Consider the following 18,773-nt stretch of genomic DNA (forward strand, 5'->3'; position numbering starts at 1 on the left):
GCCATTATGATCCGACTTCAGAACCTGACTTTACAGCGTGGCCCGCAACGTCTGCTAGAAGACGCCGAGCTGACCCTGCACGCCGGCCACAAAGCCGGCCTCATCGGTGCCAACGGCGCCGGCAAATCCAGCCTGTTCGCCTTGCTGCGCGGTGAGTTGCACCCGGACTCGGGCGACTGCCTGTTGCCGGCCGACTGGCGGATCGCCCACATGCGTCAGGAGGTCGATACCCTCGAGCGCCTGGCGGTCGACTATGTGCTCGACGGCGATCTGCGCCTGCGTGAAGTGCAGCGCGATCTTGCTGCCGCCGAAGAAGCCCACGACGGCACCGCACTGGCGCGTTTGCACGCCGAACTCGACAGCGCCGACGGCTACACCGCCGACGCGCGCGCGCGAAAATTGCTCGCCGGCCTCGGTTTCACCAATGAACAGATGGATCGTCAGGTAGGAGATTTCTCCGGTGGCTGGCGGATGCGTCTGAACCTTGCGCAGGCTTTGATGTGTCCGTCAGACCTGCTGCTGCTCGACGAACCGACCAACCACCTGGACCTCGACGCCATCATCTGGCTCGAAGAGTGGCTGAAAAGTTACCCGGGCACCTTGCTGCTGATTTCCCACGACCGGGACTTCCTCGATGAAGTCGTCGATCACGTGGCCCACGTCGACCAGCGCAAACTGACCCTGTACCGGGGCGGCTACACCGCGTTCGAACGTGCCCGTGCCGAGCGTCTGGCCCAGCAACAACAGGCCTACGAGAAGCAGCAGGCGCAGCGTGCGCACATGGAAAGCTACATTGCCCGGTTCAAGGCCCAGGCCACCAAGGCCCGTCAGGCCCAGAGCCGGATCAAGGCCCTGGAACGGATGGAAGAGCTGTCGGCGGCCCACGTCGATTCGCCGTTCGATTTCGTGTTCCGCGAGTCGACCAAGATTTCCAGCCCGCTGATCGACCTGTCCGACGCACGTCTGGGCTACGGCGAGAAAACCATCCTGGAGAAGGTCAAGCTGCAACTGACCCCGGGTGCGCGGATCGGCCTGCTCGGCCCCAACGGCGCGGGCAAGTCGACCCTGATCAAGAACCTTGCCGGCGAGCTTTCACCGCTGGCCGGGCGCATGACCCGTGGCGAGAACACCGTGGTCGGTTACTTCGCCCAGCATCAACTCGACTCGCTGGACTCCAAGGCCAGCCCGTTGCTGCACTTGCAGCGTCTGGCGCCGACCGAGCGTGAGCAGACCCTGCGTGACTTCCTCGGCGGTTTCGACTTCCGGGGCGCGCGGATCGACGAGCCGGTGCTGAATTTCTCCGGTGGTGAAAAGGCCCGCCTGGCCCTGGCGCTGATCGCCTGGGAACGCCCTAACCTGTTGTTGCTCGACGAACCGACCAACCACCTGGACCTGGAAATGCGCCTGGCGCTGACCATGGCGTTGCAGGAATTCAGTGGCGCGGTACTGGTGGTTTCCCACGACCGGCACCTGCTCAAGAGCACCACCGACAACTTCTATCTGGTCGCGAACGGCAAGGTCGAAGAGTTCGACGGCGATCTGGAAGACTACGCGCGCTGGCTGGTCGACTATCGCCAGCGCAACGCGCCGGTCAGCAGCACCCCGGTGAATCCGGACAAAACCGACAAGAAGGCCCAGCGCCAGGCCGCCGCCGCGCTGCGTCAGCAGTTGGCGCCGCACAAACGCGAAGCCGACAAGCTGGAAGCCGAGTTGGGCAAGCTGCACGAGAAACTGGCCAAGGTCGACGCCAGCCTCGGCGATAGCGACATCTACGAGCCGGCGCGCAAGAACGAACTGCGTGACCTGCTGGCCGAGCAGGCCAAATTGAAAGTCCGCGAAGCCGAGCTTGAAGAGGCGTGGATGGAGGCTCTGGAAACCCTGGAAAGCATGCAGGCGGAGCTGGAGGCGATGTCGTGATGGAAGCGTTCAAGCTTCCGTTGCCGGCGGTGTGGGTCGAGCCGATCTGGTTCGGCGTGCAGATTCTGCTGATCCTGCTGGCCGGTTACTTCGCCCAGCGCTTCGTTGCGCGGTTCCTGACCCGCCTGGGCGAACGCTATCCGTTTCCGCCGCAACTGCTGATGCCGCTGCGCGGAATCCTGCGTTGGCTGATCATGGGCAGCGCGCTGATCTTCGTGCTCGAGCGTCTCGGGGTGTCGGCCACGGTGCTGTGGACCGCGCTGTCGGGGTTCGTCGCGGTGGCGGCGGTGGCGTTTTTCGCCATGTGGAGCGTACTGTCGAACCTGCTCTGCGCGATTCTGATCTTCACCGTCGGGCCGTTTCGCCTGGGCGATGTGGTGGAGTTGGTGGATACCACCGACAAGCCAGGCGTCAAAGGCCGGGTGGTGGCGATCAATCTGCTCTACACCACGCTGATCGAGGCCGAAGAACTGGGCACCGGCAGCGCCATGGTGCAAGTGCCGAACAGCCTGTTCTTCCAGCGTTCGGTGCGACGCTGGCGCGGAAGCGATGTGCTGCCGTCGAGCGGTTTCGAGAAGTAGGCTCCTGCGGTGTCCGGGCGTAGGCCTTTGCGGGCACGTCCGCTCCCACGGGTCCCTGCAACATCCTGCAAAAATCGGTAGTCATCCAGCCAAAACCGCATTAGCTTTGAGGATTGTCACGAGTCCGAGTCGAGGTGTGCGATGGAGCTTCAAACATGGCTGGCGTTTTTTGCCGCCTGCTGGGTGATCAGTCTTTCTCCGGGTGCCGGCGCCATTGCGTCGATGTCCAGCGGCCTGCAATACGGTTTCTGGCGCGGCTACTGGAACGCCCTCGGCCTGCAGATCGGTCTGGCTGTGCAGATTGCTATCGTGGGTGCCGGTGTCGGCGCGATCCTCACGGCCTCGGCCACCGCCTTCCACGCGATCAAATGGTTCGGTGTCGCCTACCTGGTTTACCTCGCGATCAAGCAATGGCGCGCATTGCCGATGGACATGAGTGACGATGCGGCGGTCAGGCCGATCGGCAAGCCGCTGGCCCTGGTGTTCCGTGGCTTTCTGGTGAACATCAGCAACCCCAAGGCTCTGGTGTTCATGCTGGCGGTGCTGCCACAGTTCATCAATCCCCATGCGCCGCTGTTGATCCAGTACGTGGTGATCGGCGTGACCATGATTGCGGTCGACCTGATCGTCATGGCCGGCTACACCGGCCTGGCTTCGAAAGTCTTGCGCCTGCTGCGTACACCGACTCAGCAGAAGCGCATGAACCGCACGTTTGCCGGGCTGTTCATCGGCGCGGCGGCGTTCATGGCGACCTTGCGCAAAGCGGCCGTTTAAACCCGCCGCCACAAAAAAGGCGACCTGTTCAGGTCGCCTTTTTCGTTTCAGGCCGGGACGCCGAGCGCCCCGCACGGCATTACCGAGCAATCATTTAAGAATCACTGGCGCCGTGTCACGCGGCAGATTGTTGCGCTGCTGCGGTTCGCGCGGCTGCTCGTAACCACCGCCACCGAGCTGCATGCTCAGTTGCCCGGCCACGTCCTCGCCCAGCGCCTTCGACACGTCACGCACCACCCGTGGGCGGTTCAGCGAGATCTTGATGTCGCGACCATTCACCAGTTTGGTGTCCTGCGCTTCACCCATCGCCGTGAAGGCCGAGGTGATTTCGAAGGTCTTGGTGTTGATCAGGCTGAAGTCCGCCACCAACGTCAGGCCCAGCACCGCCGAATAGCTGTCGGTATTGGCCAGCTCGTTCATGTCCTGGGTGAAGTCGATGTCCGACACGGTGCCGAACAGCACGTAGTCGGCGCCCTTGAAGTTACCGGCCTTGATCCGCTTGATCACGTCGTAGACGTCACCCTTGGACGAGGCGGTGTACGGCGTGCCCTGCACCAGCTGGAACATGCCGGTACGGAGGATTTCACCCTTGATGTCGCCGGTGAATTTGCGCAGTTCGGTCTGCTCGATGTAACTGGTGCGCGCTTCCAGCTCGTTGTAGCTCGAAGAGCCGCTGGCGCTGTAGTAACCCTCGCGGTAATTGCTCTGCGCCGAAACGATGTGGATGTATTGCTCCACGCGTTCCTGGTACGCCAGATCCGTCACCGCGACTTTCGGGGCCGCCTGCGCGCCGAACGCGCAAGCCAGGGCCATCATGCCAATCCATGCACGCATCGATTAACGCTCCGTGGTTTTGCGGATCTCTTTTTCGTCCATCCACTCGGCCAGACCGCTTTCGACGTCGATCAATTGCAGGCTGAATTTGTAGAAGACGTCCTTGTAGTCGCTGCTGCGCTTGACGATCGAACTGATCGAACCTTCGATGCGGTACTTGGCAGCCACCATGTTGCCGGTCTTGGCCACGGTGCTCTTCTTGTACAGGCCGCTCTGGTTCTGCAGCTTGAGCTGGTCAACCTGGCTCTGCATCGCGTTGTTGTCGCTGGCGAAGCGGGCGGTGCCGGACTTCATCAGCTGAGTCTTGATGCTGGTGGTGATTTCGCGGGTGTCGATGTATTCGCTGGTCTTGTTCTTCACGTCGTAGACCTGAACCACCGGACGGCCTTGCAGGATGCCGGACTGCGCCAGGGAACGGGTCATCGACTCGGCGATCATTTGCAGGTCGGTGGAACCGAATTCGTTGGTGACGGTTTCAACGGCCTTGGTGTCGCCGTAGCTGATGTTCTTGCTGCCCAGGGTCGGCGAAGTGTTGGCGCAACCGGAGGCCAGCAGGGCGATGACAGCGATGCAGGAAAAGCGTGCAAACATGGGAATGCTCTCTAAAACAGGAATAGGGTGTCGGGCTTAAGGCGTCTTGAGTTCCAGGCGGAAATCCACGGCCTTGGGCGTCGGGGCGATGGCCTGGATGAAGCTGGTCTGGGCGCCGTACATCATCTGGCTCTTCCAGACTTCTTCTTCGGCGACCGGGAACCCCTCGGGGCCGAGCCAGGCGAAGCGGTAGTAGAACGTCTTGTTGCTGTTGAGGGTGTTGGTCAACTGCACATTAACGGTCATGAAACCGTTTTCCCGGGCGACGCGCATGGCGCCGACAGCAATGTGTTTCTGCTGGCCCATGACCACGACCTTGCTCGCGGCGCTGCCCGGCTCCGGTGGTGGCGGGGTGGCGCAGCCGCTCGCCAACAGGGCGAGGGCGGCGACGGCGATGAGTTTGAAGCGCATGCAAAGACTCCGTTCTTAAGGTTGTTTGAGGCTGGCCACGGCGGTCTGGCCGGCGCTCGGGATCACGTGGGCGGCGACGCCAGCGGCGTATACCTGGTTGCCCACGGCGCGCAGGCTGATCACTTGATAACGCTGGTCGACGGTGACCTTGACCACCGAACCGCCCACGGCGCTCGGCAGACTGACCTGGTGTTCACCTTTCTTCAAGCGCAGACGCACCACTTGGGTGTTGTCCGGCAGCGTGCGCCACGTACGGGTATCGGCACCTTCCAGCACAGCTGAAGAAATACCGACCGCGAGGCCCGCCAGCGGGTTGGTTTCGTTGATCTTCTTCTGTGCCACACCTTTGGTGATCGCGCGCACGGTGGTGCGCACGATGATCCCCGGCATGTCATCGCGCAGGGCGCGGCGGGACATGGCGGTGGTGCTGTTGAGCGCAGTCAGGTCGACTTGCTGGCCGTCGACACCGATCTGCGCGAACGGTGCGGTGGAGGTGTCCGGCTTGATGATCGGGAACGACAGCGGGGTGATGACCACGTTGTTGGAAATCGGCAGTGGCAGCGGTACGCGGATCGAGTCGCGGGCCGGCGCCAGGCCGCTCTGCACCACGATCAGGATGTCGCTGTCGTCGCTCTTGCCCGGCTTGTCGAGGTTGACCAGCGCCTGCTCCAGCAGCGGGGTGTTCGGACGCAGTTCGGCAGCCTTGCGGTAGCCCGGCGCGGCCAGGTCTTTCTCGCCCAGGGCTTCATAGACGAAACCGGCCAGGTAATGGCTGAACGCACTCTGGTAGCTGTTTTTCAGACTGACCACTTCCGGTGCATCAAGGCTGGCGACCGGGTAGCCCTGCAAGTCCTTGTACTGGGTCTTGATGCCTTCTTTCTCGGCTTCTTCTTCGCTCTTGAGGTATTCCTTGTCGCGCAGGTCGGCGATCACCGCTTCGCGCTCGTGGGTCTTCTTGATCGCGGTGCGAGCGCCGTCGAAGTCGTTGACCGCCAGCAGGTTGAGGGCCATCTGCGTGGTCAGCATGACTTTTTCGTAGTCGTAGCCTTCGTAGCGACGCACCTTGTCGTTGACCAGGAAACTGCCGAACTGGGCCAGGTACTTGGCGCTGTCGAGCTTGACCGCGTCTTCCCACTGACCGACCACCTGGTCGGCGCTGCCCCAGGCGTTCTGGCTGCCTGACAGATCGCCCTTGGCGCGCAGCAGCTCACCTTTCTCGAAGTAATAGAGCAGGTCCTTGTCCGGGCCGGTGTTGTTCTTTTCCAGCAGGGTCAGCGCGGCGTCGACGTTGCCGGAGGCCAGTTGCTGGTTGGTCTGGGCCAGTTCGGAATCGTAGTTGCGAAACGCCGAACAACCGGACAGCAGAGTGACGGCGCTGAGCGCGATCAGTGTGGGAGCGCGGGATGCCATAGGGGGTACTTCTTCCCTGAGTGATGCAGCCGCGTGTGCTGGTCGGGCTGCTGGAACCGATCGGCAGTGGCTTGGCCTCCTGCCAATTCCTCATAAGCAGAGGAGCTTTAATGCCGCTTCGCGATAGCGAGGGCGCGGCATTATAAGCGGGCGGTGCTGGCTATGTAATAGCTTTTTAATTGCACCGGTTAGTTAGGTGCCATTAGTTATTTCGACGCGGATACCGACGCAGCGGGCGGTACATAGGCGTTGCCAATGTAGAAGGCCAGGTCGGCAAAGGCCCTCAGGTTGATCACTTGATGATCATGGTCAATGTTCACCGTAATCGCTGCGGTGCGCACCGCGTTGGGTACGCTGATGGTGTGCCGGCCCTTTTTCAGGCGCAGCCGCGCGACCAGCGTCCTGTCGGGCAGTGTGCGCCATGTGCGGGTGTCGGCTTCCTCGAAAGGATCTTCTCGGGTGACCACCAGCGAGGCTTTGGCTGGATTGCGCTGGTTTTCGTCGGCCTGACCGATGGCGGCCATGTTGGCGCGGAACATCGCAGCTGAAATGATCGCCGGCATATCGTCGCGCAGGGTGCGCATGGCCATGTCGGCGACGCTATTGATCGCGGTCAACGGGCGCTTGCGACCGTCCAGCACGAGGTGATCGAACGGCGGTGTCACGGTGTCGGGCACCAGCACCGGGAATGAAATCGGCGCAACGATCACCAACTGATCATTGAGTCGCACCGGGATCGGCACCTTGACCGAAACGCGCGCCGGTGCCAGACCGCTTTGCACGACAATCAGCACATCGCTTTCGTCAGCCTTGGCCGGCGGTTTGTCGAGTTCACGCAGCGGTTGTTCCAGAAAAGGCATGTTGGGGCGCAGTTCGATCGCCTGTCGATAGCCTGCGGCGGCCAGCGCCCGTTCGCCCAGCGCTTCATAGGAAAACCCCGCCAGATAATGGCTGAACGCACTTTGATAGCCGTTTTTCAGCTCAATCACCGAGGGCGCGTCCAGGGTGGTCACCGGATAACCTTGCAGATCCTTGTAATGAATTCGGCTGCCTTGGGCCTTGGCCTGCTCTTCGACTGCTTCGTACTGCCGCTCGCGCTGGCTGGCGATCAGCGTTTCCCGCTCGTGGGTCTTCTTGATGTCGGCCCGCGCGCCGTCATAGTCGTTCACTGCCAGTTGGTTGAGCGCCATCTGTGTGGTCAGCATGACCTTTTCGTAGTCGTAGCCGTCGTAGCGCTGCAGTTTGTTGTTGACCAGCATGATGCCCATTTCCCGGTTGAAGCGGTTGAGCAACTTCATCGGTGCGGAGGGCACCACTTCTTCGCGCTGGACAATCATCTGATCGGCGCTGCGCCAGGCCATCTGACTCTCCGGCAGGGCATTGCCGAGGCTGAGTACGGCGCCTTTTTCGAAGTAATACAGCAGATCCTTGCTTTCCCAGGGATTGTGCTGCTCGATCAGGTACAACGCATTGTCGAGGTTGCCCGTCATCAACTGATCGTTGGTCTGCTGCATTTCCAGGTCGTAATTGCGGTAGGCGGCGCAACCACTCAGTTGCAGGATCGTGCCGAGCAACAGGGAGAAGAGCAGGCAGTGGCGCATGACGACCGGATCATCCTTGAGCGAGAGGGTGGCGCATTATAGAGGGGGCGATGATAGCGATGTGCTCCGCAGCACCAAGAAAGCTTGAGCGAAACGTGCTCGACGTGAACAATATGTAACTTCGCATTTCCTCTTGAGACTCATTCATGACTGCCTCGTCCCGATTCCTGGCCTGGCTGGTGTTCCCGTTGTTTGCCCTGAGCAGCTTCAATCTGCTGGCCGACACCGTGGAAGGCGCGCCGCAAGCGCTGCACCTGCTCGATTACATCAGCGCTGACTACCCGCCAACGGTGGCCGCAGGCAAGGTTATCGACGATGCCGAATACCGCGAGCAACTGGAGTTCACCCAGGCGCTGCAAGGGTTGATTGCCGGCATGCCGGCCAAACCGGAGAAGGCCGGGCTGGAGCAGGGCGTCGCGGCGTTGTACGCGGCCATCAGCGCCAGACAGGACGGCGCCGAAGTCGCCCGTCAGGCCCGGCAACTGGGGGCGAAGCTGGCGGTGACCTACGAGGTCAGCCAGGCCCCGATCATCACGCCCGACCCGACTCGTGGCGCACCGCTCTACGCCCAGCATTGCTCGGTATGCCACGGCGACAGCGGCGCCGGCGATGGTCCGGCGGGTGTCGGCATGAGTCCGGCGCCAGCCAATCTGCGTGACGCCGCGCGCCTGGATCACCTGAGCCTGTACGCGATCTACAACACCCTCGGCCAAGGCGTCGAAGGCACCGACATGCCGGCCTTCGCCGATCAACTGGACGATCGTCAGCGCTGGGACCTGGCGACCTACATCGCGCAGTTCAGCGCCGATCCGGCCACGCCGAAATCCGACAAGACCTACAACATCGCCGACCTGGCCCGCCAGACTCCGGCCGAAGTGCAGGCCGCCGAAGGCCCGCAGGCCGCTGCGCTCTTTCGCGCGCAACGGGCGCAGCCGCCGCAGGTCAAGCGTGGCCCGGCGCAGTTGCTCGACTACACCGCCGCGACCCTCGACAAGAGCCTCGCCGCGTACCGCGCCGGAGACCGTGATCAGGCCTATGACCTGTCGGTGGCGGCGTATCTGGAAGGCTTCGAACTGGTCGAAAGCTCGCTGGATAACGTCGACGCCAACGTGCGCAAGGACACTGAAAAGTCCCTGATGGCCTACCGGCAGTCGTTGCAGGACGGCCTGTCGGTGGCGCAGGCAGAAGAGCGTCTGGACGCGGCCAAGGCCAAGCTGAAAGAGTCCGCAGGCCTGTTGGGCAGTGATGGCTTGAGCTGGTCGCTGAGCTACATCTCCGGTCTGCTGATCCTGCTGCGCGAAGGCCTCGAAGCGATTCTGGTGCTGGCGGCGATCCTCGCGTTTCTGCGCAACACTGGCCAGCAATCGGCGGTGCGCAGCGTCAACGTCGGCTGGGGCCTGGCGCTGTTGGCCGGCCTGGGCACCTGGGCGCTGGCGGCGTATGTGATCGATGTCAGCGGCTCCCAGCGTGAACTGCTCGAAGGCGCCACGGCGCTGTTCGCCAGCGTCATGGTGCTGTGGCTCGGGGTGTGGATGCACGACCGGCGGCACGCGGCGGCCTGGCAGGATTACATCAAGAAGAGCCTGGTCGGCGGTGGCGGGCGCTTTGGCTTCGCGATCCTGGCGTTCTTCTCGGTGTACCGCGAGCTGTTCGAAGTGATCCTGTTCTACGAAACCCTGTGGCTGCAGGCCGGTCCTGCCGGGCATAACGCGGTGCTGGCCGGTGGTGCGACGGCGCTGGTGCTGCTGATCGGTCTGGCGTGGGTGATCCTGCGCGGCTCGGCGAAACTGCCGCTGGCGCTGTTCTTCAGCATCAACGCGGCGTTGCTCTGTGCGTTGTCGGTGGTGTTTGCCGGGCACGGCGTGAAGGCGCTGCAGGAGGCCGGGATCTTCGGCACCCGTCCGGTGGCGTTCTTCGACTTCGAATGGCTGGGGATTCATGCCGATGCCTACTCGCTGTCGGCGCAGGCGGTGGCGATTGTTGCGATCATCGTGCTGTACGGTCGCAGCTGGGTGGCGGAAAAGCGCCGGGTGACGGCTTAACCGCATTCGCTGCGTTCACATTCGCGGGCAAGCCCGTTCCCACAGGTTCAACGATAATCTGTGGGAGCGGGCTTGCCCGCGACGTTTTCTGGAAGAGGAAAAATAGATGCGTGTCTGGATCGATGCCGATGCCTGCCCGAAGATGGCGAAGGAACTGGTGGTGAAGTTCGCGCTCAAGCGCCGGTTCGAGGTGGTGCTGGTGGCGGGACAGCCGCAGAGCAAGCCGGCGCTGGCCATCGTCAAACTGATCGTGGTGCCCAGCGGCCCGGATGCGGCGGACGATTACCTGGTGGAACACGCGGTGCCTGGCGAGCTGGTGATTTGCAGCGACGTCCCGCTGGCCGACCGTCTGGTGAAGAAGGGCGTGACCGCGCTCGATCCCCGGGGCAAGGAGTTCGATGCGCAGAACATGGGCGAACGGCTGGCGGTACGCAACCTGTTCACCGATCTGCGTGAACAGGGCCAGGTCAGTGGCGGCCCGGCGCCGTTCGGCGACCGTGAGAAGCAGGCATTTGCCAATGCGCTGGACCGGATTCTGACTCGACTGGCCCGCAATGCTTAGCTGATCGTTCCCACGCCGGGTGCGGGAATGCTCTATTTGAAGATCAGGCGTCGTTTTCGTGGGTCAGTTCAAGCACCCGGTCGACCAGTTTGTTGATCCCCGAAGCCGCCTCGCTGATGCTCTTGGCCAGCATGTAGGCCGGGGTGGTGACCAGTTTGCGTGCCTTGTCTTCGATGATGTCGGTCACCGCACAGTCTTCGTGGGTGGCGCCCATCTTGTTCATGGCGGCGGCAGTGTCGCTGTCGTTGCCGATGGTGCAGGTCACGCCGGGGCCGTAGATCTTCGCCGCCAGCGCTGGCGAGATACAGAGCAGGCCCACCGGTTTGCCGGCTTCGGCAAACGCTTCGGCCAACGCCAGGACTTCAGGCTGGACGGTGCAGCCGGCGCCTTCGATGGCGAAGTTCGAGAGGTTCTTCGCTGCGCCGAAACCGCCGGGCACGATCAGCGCGTCGAAGTCCTCGACGTCGGCTTCGCGGATGTCCTTGACGTCCCCCCGGGCGATGCGCGCCGACTCCACCAGCACGTTGCGCGATTCGGGCATTTCCTTGCCGGTCAGGTGGTCGATTACGTGCAATTGCGCGATGTTCGGAGCGAAGCACTGCACCTGGGCGCCGCGCTGGTCGAGGCGCAGCAGGGTGATGACGCTTTCGTGGATCTCGGCGCCGTCGTACACGCCACAGCCGGACAGGATCACTGCAACTTTTTTGCTCATGAGCTTTTCTCCAGATTCATGGCGTTAAATGTCCACTAATTTGTCACTCGTTGCCATAGGGTTATTTCGCGGCTACACCTAGGATCTGTCCTCCAGGATTCCGATCAGGGCGCGTCATGGACTTCATTCTGTATGCGGTGCCGTTCTTCTTTGTATTGATCGCGGTAGAGCTGATCGCCGACCGTTGGCGCGGGGTGAGCAACTATCGCCTGGCCGATGCGGTGAACAGCATCAGCACGGGGGTGTTGTCGACCACCACCGGCCTTTTGACCAAGGGTGTGGGGCTGGTGACCTATGCGTTCGCCCTGGAGCACCTGGCACTGGTCAGGTTGCCGGCAGACAGCGTCTGGGTCTGGGTGTTTGCCTTCGTCTTCTACGACTTCTGCTATTACTGGCTGCACCGCATGGGCCATGAGCGCAACATCCTCTGGGCCGCGCATTCGGTGCATCACCAGAGCGAGGATTACAACCTGTCGACGGCGCTGCGCCAGACCAGCACCGGGTTCCTGCTGAGCTGGATCTTCTACCTGCCGATGGCGCTGTTCGGCGTGCCGCTGCTGGTGTTCGTCAGCGTCGCGGCGCTGAACCTGCTGTACCAGTTCTGGGTGCATACCCGGCACATTCCCAAGCTCGGCTGGTTCGAGTGGTTCTTCGTTACGCCGTCCAATCATCGGGCTCACCATGCACAGAACGCTCTCTACATGGATCGCAACTACGGCGGGGTGTTCATTATTTGGGATCGGCTGTTCGGTTCGTTCCAGGAAGAGGACGACAACGAGCCGGTGATTTTCGGCGTGACCACGCCGCTGGCGAGCTGGAATCCGCTGTGGGCCAACCTGCAGTTCTATGCGCAGTTGTGGGCCGACGCGCGCCGGGCCGAAAGCAAGTGGGACAAAATCCGCATCTGGTTCATGCGCACCGGCTGGCGCCCGGCGGATGTCGCGGCGAAGTACCCGATGAGCAAGCCGGACCTGACTCAGTTCCGCAAATTCGAAGTGCCGCTGGACAGCCGCCAGCAGTGGTATGTGGCGGCGCAGTTCGGCGTCTATATCGCGCTGGGCAGCTACCTGATGAATCTGGAACACAGTCTGCCGACCGCCGCGCTGGTGCTCGGCTGGGGGGCGGTGGCGCTTGGTCTGTTCGTGCTGGGCGTGGCCCTGGAGAATCGCCCGTGGGCGTTGAAGGTGGAGCTGCTGCGGCTGGGGTCGAACCTGCCGCTGGTGTGGCTGGCGCCGCTGGTCGGGCTATGGCCGGCCAGCGCGGTGGCGTGGGTCGGCCTGCTCAGTTACAGCCTGCTCAGCGGGATTGGCCTGTATTGCTGTCGCCAGCGCCTGACTCGGCTGGCGTCTTAGGATCGGCAGCCTTGGCCAGTTCGGCTTTATGCCGTTCGGCCTTGGCGACCTGCGCGGCCTGTTCTTCTTCGTAGACCTTCTTCGCCAGCCGGGCATTCTTGAACCGGCGGCGCAGCCACAGGCCCACGCCCAATACCAGCAGCGCACCGAGTACCCACAGCTCGTACTTCTTGATGCTGCCGAGCATGCCTTCGAGCACCGCGCCGAAGTGGTAAGCGGCGGCGGCCAGCGCGGCGGCCCAGATTGCCGCGCCGATCCCGTTCAGCAACAGATAGCGTCCCGGTGGATAGCCCGAGAGGCCGATCGCCACCGGCATCACCGTGCGCAGGCCATAAACGAAGCGGAAGCTCAGTACCCAGATGTCCGGGTGCTTGCGGATGTGTTCCAGCGCCCGGTCGCCCATCATCTGCCAGCGCGGTTTACGCGCCAGCAACTTGCGCCCGTGCTTGCGGCCGAGGAAGTACCACAGCTGGTCGCCGGCGTAGCTGCCGAAGAACGCTACGACCACCACCAGATTGATGTCCATGTATCCACGGAACGCGAGGAAGCCCGCGAGCACCAGGATGGTTTCGCCTTCGAAGAATGTGCCGAGAAACAGGGCAAAGTAGCCGAAGTCATGCAGAAATTGTTGGAGCATTGTCTGGGTGCTGGCGAAATGAACGCGCAGCCTAACCCTTCGGACACATTCAGGAAAGTGTCGAAATGTGTCTCGACGTGAACATTTCCTACACGGACAATGGAATGCGGCTACGTGTCACGGGGGTGCGCCAGGTTGAGACATTTCTGTCACACGACCGTCATAATGGCCGTCTATAACTGTCACGCTCGCCCGTTTGCGCGGGCTCAGGAGTCTGCCGTGAGCTTTACCCCTGCCAATCGTCTGTTCCCTGCCACCCGCCTGCGTCGCAACCGCCGTGATGATTTTTCGCGTCGGCTGGTGCGGGAAAACGTGCTGACGGTCGATGACCTGATCCTGCCGGTGTTCGTGCTCGACGGTGAAAACCGCCGCGAAGCCGTCGCCTCGATGCCGGGCGTGGAGCGTCTGACCATCGACCTGCTGCTCGAAGAAGCGGCGAAATGGGTCGCATTGGGGATTCCGGCGCTGGCGCTGTTCCCGGTCACGCCTGCTGAACTCAAATCCCTCGACGCCGCTGAAGCCTGGAACCCCGAAGGCATCGCCCAGCGCGCCACCCGCGCGCTGCGTGAGCGCTTCCCGGAACTGGGCGTGATCACCGACGTCGCCCTCGACCCGTTCACCACCCATGGTCAGGACGGCATCCTCGACGAGAGCGGCTACGTCCAGAACGACATTACTGTCGATGCACTGGTTCGCCAGGCGCTGTCCCATGCCGCCGCCGGCGCCCAGGTCGTGGCACCGTCGGACATGATGGACGGACGGATCCAGGCGATCCGCGAAGCCCTCGAACTGGCCGGTCACGTCAACGTGCGGATCATGGCTTACTCGGCCAAGTACGCCAGCGCCTATTACGGCCCGTTCCGCGATGCGGTGGGGTCGGCGGCGAACCTGGGCAAGGCGAACAAGGCTTCTTATCAGATGGATCCGGCCAACAGTGATGAAGCGCTGCACGAAGTGGGCGCGGATCTGTCTGAAGGCGCGGACATGGTGATGGTCAAACCGGGCATGCCGTACCTGGACATTCTGTTCCGGGTCAAAGATGCCTTCAAAGTGCCGACCTTCGTCTATCAGGTCAGCGGCGAATACGCCATGCATATGGCGGCGATCCAGAATGGCTGGTTGAGCGAAGGCGTGATCCTCGAATCCCTTACCGCCTTTAAACGTGCCGGTGCTGATGGCATCCTGACTTACTTTGCTGTCCGTGCCGCTCAATTGTTACGAGAGCAGAAATAGCCCTCCCAGGAACATTCGATGAATACCGAAGGACTCACTGAAGTTGCCGTAAAAGAAGCTCAACCCGTGGTCGAGCAGATTACCGAGACGCCACCGGAGCTGGAGCCGGCGCCACCCGCGCCGGTCACGGAGCCTGCGGCGGCCGCCCCGGCGATCGCGATTCCCGGCCTGGATGACAGCAGTCTGTATATCCATCGGGAATTGTCGCAACTGCAGTTCAACATCCGCGTGCTGGAACAGGCGCTGGACGAGTCCTACCCGTTGCTGGAGCGGTTGAAGTTCCTGCTGATCTTCTCCAGCAACCTCGACGAATTCTTCGAAATCCGCGTCGCCGGCCTGAAGAAGCAGATCACCTTCGCCCGTGAACAGGCTGGCGCCGATGGCCTGCAACCGCATCAGGCGCTGGCGCGGATCAGCGAGCTGGTACACGGTCATGTCGACCGCCAGTACGCGATCCTCAACGACATCCTGCTGCCGGAACTGGAAAAGCATCAGATCCGCTTCATCCGTCGCCGCTACTGGACAACCAAGCTCAAGACCTGGGTACGCCGCTATTTCCGCGACGAGATCGCGCCGATCATCACCCCGATCGGCCTCGACCCGACGCACCCGTTCCCGTTGCTGGTGAACAAGAGCCTGAACTTCATCGTCGAGCTCGAGGGCATCGACGCCTTCGGTCGCGACTCCGGTCTGGCGATCATCCCGGCGCCGCGTCTGTTGCCTCGGATCATCAAGGTGCCGGAAGAAGTCGGCGGCCCGGGCGCCAACTATGTATTCCTGTCGTCGATGATCCACGCCCACGCCGATGACCTGTTCCAGGGCATGAAGGTCAAGGGCTGCTACCAGTTCCGCCTGACCCGGAACGCCGACCTGGCGCTCGACTCCGAAGACGTCGAAGACCTGGCCCGCGCCCTGCGTGGCGAGCTGTTTTCGCGTCGTTACGGTGACGCGGTGCGTCTGGAAGTCGCCGACACCTGCCCGAAACACCTCTCGGATTACCTGCTCAAGCAGTTCAACCTGAGCGAGACCGAGCTGTATCAGGTCAATGGCCCGGTCAACCTGACCCGCCTGTTCAGCATCACCGGCCTGGACAGCCACCCGGAGCTGCAACACGCGCCGTTCACCCCGCAGATCCCGAAACTGCTGCAAAACAGCGAGAACATTTTCAGCGTGGTCAGCAAGCAGGACATCCTCCTGCTGCACCCGTTCGAGTCGTTCACGCCGGTGGTCGACCTGCTGCGTCAGGCAGCGAAAGACCCGCATGTCCTGGCCGTGCGCCAGACCCTGTACCGTTCCGGCGCCAACTCGGAAATCGTCGATGCGCTGGTGGATGCCGCGCGTAACGGCAAGGAAGTCACGGCGGTCATCGAACTGCGCGCGCGGTTCGACGAAGAGTCCAACCTGCAACTGGCCAGCCGCCTGCAAGCGGCGGGCGCGGTGGTGATCTACGGCGTGGTCGGCTTCAAGACCCACGCCAAGATGATGCTGATCCTGCGTCGCGAGCAGGGCGAAATCGTCCGTTACGCGCACCTCGGCACCGGTAACTACCACGCCGGCAACGCCCGCCTGTACACCGACTACAGCCTGCTGACCTCCGACGACGCCTTGTGCGAAGACGTCGGCAAACTGTTCAGCCAGTTGATCGGCATGGGCAAGACGCTGCGCATGAAGAAGCTGCTGCATGCGCCGTTCACCCTGAAAAAGGGCATGCTCGACATGATCACCCGCGAGACGCAGTTTGCCCTCGACGGCAAACCGGCGCACATCATCGCCAAGTTCAACTCGCTGACCGATCCGAAGATCATCCGCGCGCTGTACAAGGCCAGCCAGTCCGGCGTGCGCATCGATCTGGTGGTGCGCGGCATGTGCTGCCTGCGTCCGGGCATCGCCGGGGTGTCGCACAACATTCATGTGCGCTCGATCATCGGCCGCTTCCTCGAACACACCCGCGTGTTCTACTTCCTCAACGGCGGCGAGGAGCAGATGTTCCTCTCCAGCGCCGACTGGATGGAGCGCAACCTCGACAAGCGCGTCGAGACTTGCTTCCCGGTCGAGGGCAAGAAGCTGCTGACCCGGGTCAAGAAAGAGCTGGAGCTGTACCTGACCGACAACACCCACAGCTGGAGCCTGCAATCGGACGGCCGCTACATCCGCAACACGCCGACCGGCAACCAGAACCCGCGTAGCGCGCAGGCGACGTTGCTGGAGCGGTTGGGGAGTCCGATTCTGCCGGTGAGCAGCTAAGGCCTCAAAGCCAAAAGCCCCTCACCCTAACCCTCTCCCAGTGGGAGAGGGGGCTGACGCCACATCGACCTGAGAACCTGAGTCGAGCTCAGGTTTGAAGAGCACCAAGATCGGCTCCCTCTCCCTCGGGAGAGGGCTGGGGTGAGGGGAAAGTTCACCTCCGTCCTCAAGTCGAACCCAATAAAAAAGGCGATCCCGACGGATCGCCTTTTTCATTCCCGGCCCGACTCAGTGAACCGTCAGGATGATCCCCACCCGCGTCAGCCACTCGGCCTCCAGCGCAAAATCGGCCTGGGTCAGTTGATTCTCATCCAGCCACTTCTCTGGAAACTCCACATCAAGGTTGTCGCCCTTGGCATGCAGCGCCACCTGCGGCATCGCCTGGGTGCCCCGGATGTGGTGGAACAGAATGGCAAAGCGCAGCAGCACGCACAGACGGATCAGCTTGATGCCGTCGTCGCCGAACTCGGCGAATTTGTCCTTGGGAATGTTGCGGCGGTGGCCGCGTACCAGCAATGCGAGCATCTGCTGGTCTTCGCGGGAGAAACCGGCCAGGTCGGAGTGCTCGATCAGGTAGGCGCCGTGCTTGTGGTAGTGATAGTGCGCGATGTCGAGGCCGACCTCGTGCACTTTCGCCGCCCAGCCCAGCAGTTCGCGCCAGATGCCGTCATCCAGCTCCCAATCCACGGCGACCTGATCGAAGGCATGCAGCGCCTTGCGCTCGACCCGGATCGCCTGCTCCTGATCGACGTGATAACGCTCCGTCAACGAGGTCAGGGTGCGTTCGCGCACGTCTTCGTGATGATGGCGGCCGAGCAGGTCATAGAGCACGCCTTCGCGCAGTGCACCTTCGCAGTGATCCATGCGTTGCAGTTCGAGGGCGTCGAAGATCGCTTCGAGAATCGCCAGGCCCGCCGGGAAAATCGCCCGGCGGTCCGGCTTGATGCCTTCGAAATCGATCTTGTCGACATCGCCCAGCTTGAACAGCCGGCGCTTGAGCCAGGCCAGGCCTTCGGCGTTCACTTCGCCGCTGCCATGGCCGCCGGCCTTCAGCGCCAGGCCGATGGCGCGAATGGTGCCCGAGGAGCCGATGGCTTCATCCCAGGTCAGGCGGTGCAGGGCATGCTCGATGCTCATGATCTCCAGCCGCGCCGCCGTATATGCCTGGGCGTAGCGGGCCGGGGTGATCTTGCCGTCCTTGAAGTAGCGCTGGGTGAAGCTGACGCAGCCCATTTGCAGGCTTTCGCGCAGCAGCGGCTCGAAGCGCTGGCCGATGATGAATTCGGTACTGCCGCCGCCGATGTCGGCGACCAGGCGTTTGCCGGGGGTGTCGGCGAGGGTGTGGGACACGCCAAGGTAGATCAGGCGCGCCTCTTCACGGCCGGAGATGACCTCCACCGGATGGCCGAGGATTTCTTCGGCGCGGTGGATGAACTCCAGGCGGTTGCGGGCTTCACGCAGGGCGTTGGTGCCGACGATCCGCACGGCGCCCAGAGGCATGCCGTTGATCAGCTGGGCAAAACGCTTGAGGCAGTCGAGCCCGCGTTGCATGGATTCTTCGTTGAGATGACGCTCATCGTCGATGCCGGCGGCCAGCTGAACCTTCTCCCCGAGACGCTCGAGAATACGGATTTCGCCGTTCTGGGCCTTGGCCACGACCATATGGAAGCTGTTGGAGCCCAGGTCGATTGCGGCGATCAGGGACAGATTCTTGGCTTGGGATTGCGGCATGGTCAGGGGGTCTCGGTCGATAACCCCGACATCGTGCCACGATCAAACGCCGCCGCCAACGCGCACGGTTCAAACCCTTGATCTTGCGCAGGAAAGCCTGCGCCCGTTGCGCGCTCACTCCCGAGCAAGCCCGGTCGCTGA

Annotated in this window: 16 protein-coding genes; 8 read left to right on the forward strand and 8 right to left on the reverse strand. The window is 62.5% G+C overall.

The features are described from left to right. Positions 1 to 6: 6 nt before the first annotated feature. From abc-f to KVQ74_RS01805, 3 genes are all read left to right on the forward strand, one after another. Positions 7 to 1,917 carry a ribosomal protection-like ABC-F family protein gene (gene abc-f, locus KVQ74_RS01795; RefSeq protein ID WP_217829289.1) on the forward strand — a complete coding sequence of 637 codons (1,911 nt, stop codon included), beginning with the start codon at positions 7 to 9 and terminating at the stop codon, positions 1,915 to 1,917. Continuing rightward, on the forward strand, positions 1,917 to 2,498 hold the full coding sequence (locus tag KVQ74_RS01800) for a mechanosensitive ion channel family protein (protein ID WP_217829290.1): 582 nt from the start codon (positions 1,917 to 1,919) through the stop codon (positions 2,496 to 2,498). Before abc-f ends, KVQ74_RS01800 begins: the two co-directional genes overlap by 1 nt. Before the next feature lie 141 nt (positions 2,499 to 2,639). Next, positions 2,640 to 3,272 carry a LysE family transporter gene (locus tag KVQ74_RS01805; protein ID WP_217829291.1) on the forward strand — a complete coding sequence of 211 codons (633 nt, stop codon included), beginning with the start codon at positions 2,640 to 2,642 and terminating at the stop codon, positions 3,270 to 3,272. A 90-nt stretch (positions 3,273 to 3,362) separates the two neighbouring features. On the opposite strand, the gene KVQ74_RS01810 is transcribed toward KVQ74_RS01805, so the two are convergent. The 5 genes from KVQ74_RS01810 to KVQ74_RS01830 form a co-directional block, all read right to left on the reverse strand. Further along, complete coding sequence (locus KVQ74_RS01810; protein ID WP_217829292.1) at positions 3,363 to 4,106, reverse strand: penicillin-binding protein activator LpoB; 744 nt, start codon at positions 4,104 to 4,106, stop codon at positions 3,363 to 3,365. A gap of 3 nt (positions 4,107 to 4,109) precedes the next feature. After that, positions 4,110 to 4,697 carry a penicillin-binding protein activator LpoB gene (gene lpoB / locus KVQ74_RS01815; RefSeq protein WP_217829293.1) on the reverse strand — a complete coding sequence of 196 codons (588 nt, stop codon included), beginning with the start codon at positions 4,695 to 4,697 and terminating at the stop codon, positions 4,110 to 4,112. Positions 4,698 to 4,733: 36 nt separating this feature from the next. Beyond that, complete coding sequence (locus tag KVQ74_RS01820; protein WP_217829294.1) at positions 4,734 to 5,108, reverse strand: YcfL family protein; 375 nt, start codon at positions 5,106 to 5,108, stop codon at positions 4,734 to 4,736. Positions 5,109 to 5,123: 15 nt separating this feature from the next. Next, positions 5,124 to 6,518 carry a COG3014 family protein gene (locus KVQ74_RS01825; protein ID WP_217829295.1) on the reverse strand — a complete coding sequence of 465 codons (1,395 nt, stop codon included), beginning with the start codon at positions 6,516 to 6,518 and terminating at the stop codon, positions 5,124 to 5,126. A gap of 206 nt (positions 6,519 to 6,724) precedes the next feature. Then, the gene (locus KVQ74_RS01830; RefSeq protein ID WP_217829296.1) at positions 6,725 to 8,119 is read right to left on the reverse strand and encodes a COG3014 family protein; all 1,395 of its coding nucleotides are present in this window, start codon (positions 8,117 to 8,119) and stop codon (positions 6,725 to 6,727) included. 146 nt (positions 8,120 to 8,265) lie between these two features. Between KVQ74_RS01830 and KVQ74_RS01835 the strand changes: the two genes are divergently transcribed. Then, the gene (locus tag KVQ74_RS01835; RefSeq protein WP_217829297.1) at positions 8,266 to 10,161 is read left to right on the forward strand and encodes an FTR1 family protein; all 1,896 of its coding nucleotides are present in this window, start codon (positions 8,266 to 8,268) and stop codon (positions 10,159 to 10,161) included. Positions 10,162 to 10,267: 106 nt separating this feature from the next. After that, on the forward strand, positions 10,268 to 10,723 hold the full coding sequence (locus KVQ74_RS01840) for a YaiI/YqxD family protein (protein WP_217829298.1): 456 nt from the start codon (positions 10,268 to 10,270) through the stop codon (positions 10,721 to 10,723). A gap of 43 nt (positions 10,724 to 10,766) precedes the next feature. On the opposite strand, the gene elbB is transcribed toward KVQ74_RS01840, so the two are convergent. Next, on the reverse strand, positions 10,767 to 11,435 hold the full coding sequence (gene elbB, locus KVQ74_RS01845) for an isoprenoid biosynthesis glyoxalase ElbB (RefSeq protein ID WP_217829299.1): 669 nt from the start codon (positions 11,433 to 11,435) through the stop codon (positions 10,767 to 10,769). Between the two features lie 116 nt (positions 11,436 to 11,551). Here elbB and KVQ74_RS01850 point away from each other — a divergent pair, with 116 nt between their 5' ends. Beyond that, a complete protein-coding gene (locus KVQ74_RS01850) occupies positions 11,552 to 12,787 on the forward strand; it encodes a sterol desaturase family protein (RefSeq protein ID WP_217829300.1) in 1,236 nt (411 codons plus the stop codon). On the opposite strand, the gene KVQ74_RS01855 is transcribed toward KVQ74_RS01850, so the two are convergent. After that, positions 12,732 to 13,424: a DedA family protein gene (locus KVQ74_RS01855; RefSeq protein WP_217829301.1), complete on the reverse strand. Its 693-nt coding sequence runs from the start codon at positions 13,422 to 13,424 to the stop codon at positions 12,732 to 12,734. The two genes, KVQ74_RS01850 and KVQ74_RS01855, sit on opposite strands and share 56 nt — an antisense overlap. Positions 13,425 to 13,643: 219 nt before the next feature. On the opposite strand from KVQ74_RS01855, the gene hemB reads away from it, so the two are divergent. Together hemB and ppk1 are read left to right on the forward strand one after the other, a co-directional pair. Next, entirely contained in the window at positions 13,644 to 14,657 is a 1,014-nt protein-coding gene (gene hemB, locus KVQ74_RS01860) for a porphobilinogen synthase (RefSeq protein WP_217829302.1), read from the forward strand. A gap of 18 nt (positions 14,658 to 14,675) precedes the next feature. Then, complete coding sequence (gene ppk1 / locus KVQ74_RS01865) at positions 14,676 to 16,901, forward strand: polyphosphate kinase 1 (protein ID WP_217829303.1); 2,226 nt, start codon at positions 14,676 to 14,678, stop codon at positions 16,899 to 16,901. A 228-nt stretch (positions 16,902 to 17,129) separates the two neighbouring features. Here ppk1 and ppx read toward each other — a convergent pair whose 3' ends face one another. Further along, on the reverse strand, positions 17,130 to 18,632 hold the full coding sequence (ppx, locus tag KVQ74_RS01870; protein WP_217829304.1) for an exopolyphosphatase: 1,503 nt from the start codon (positions 18,630 to 18,632) through the stop codon (positions 17,130 to 17,132). Positions 18,633 to 18,773: the final 141 nt, after the last annotated feature.

Source organism: Pseudomonas botevensis (genome assembly GCF_019145475.1).
Classification (GTDB): domain Bacteria; phylum Pseudomonadota; class Gammaproteobacteria; order Pseudomonadales; family Pseudomonadaceae; genus Aquipseudomonas; species Aquipseudomonas botevensis.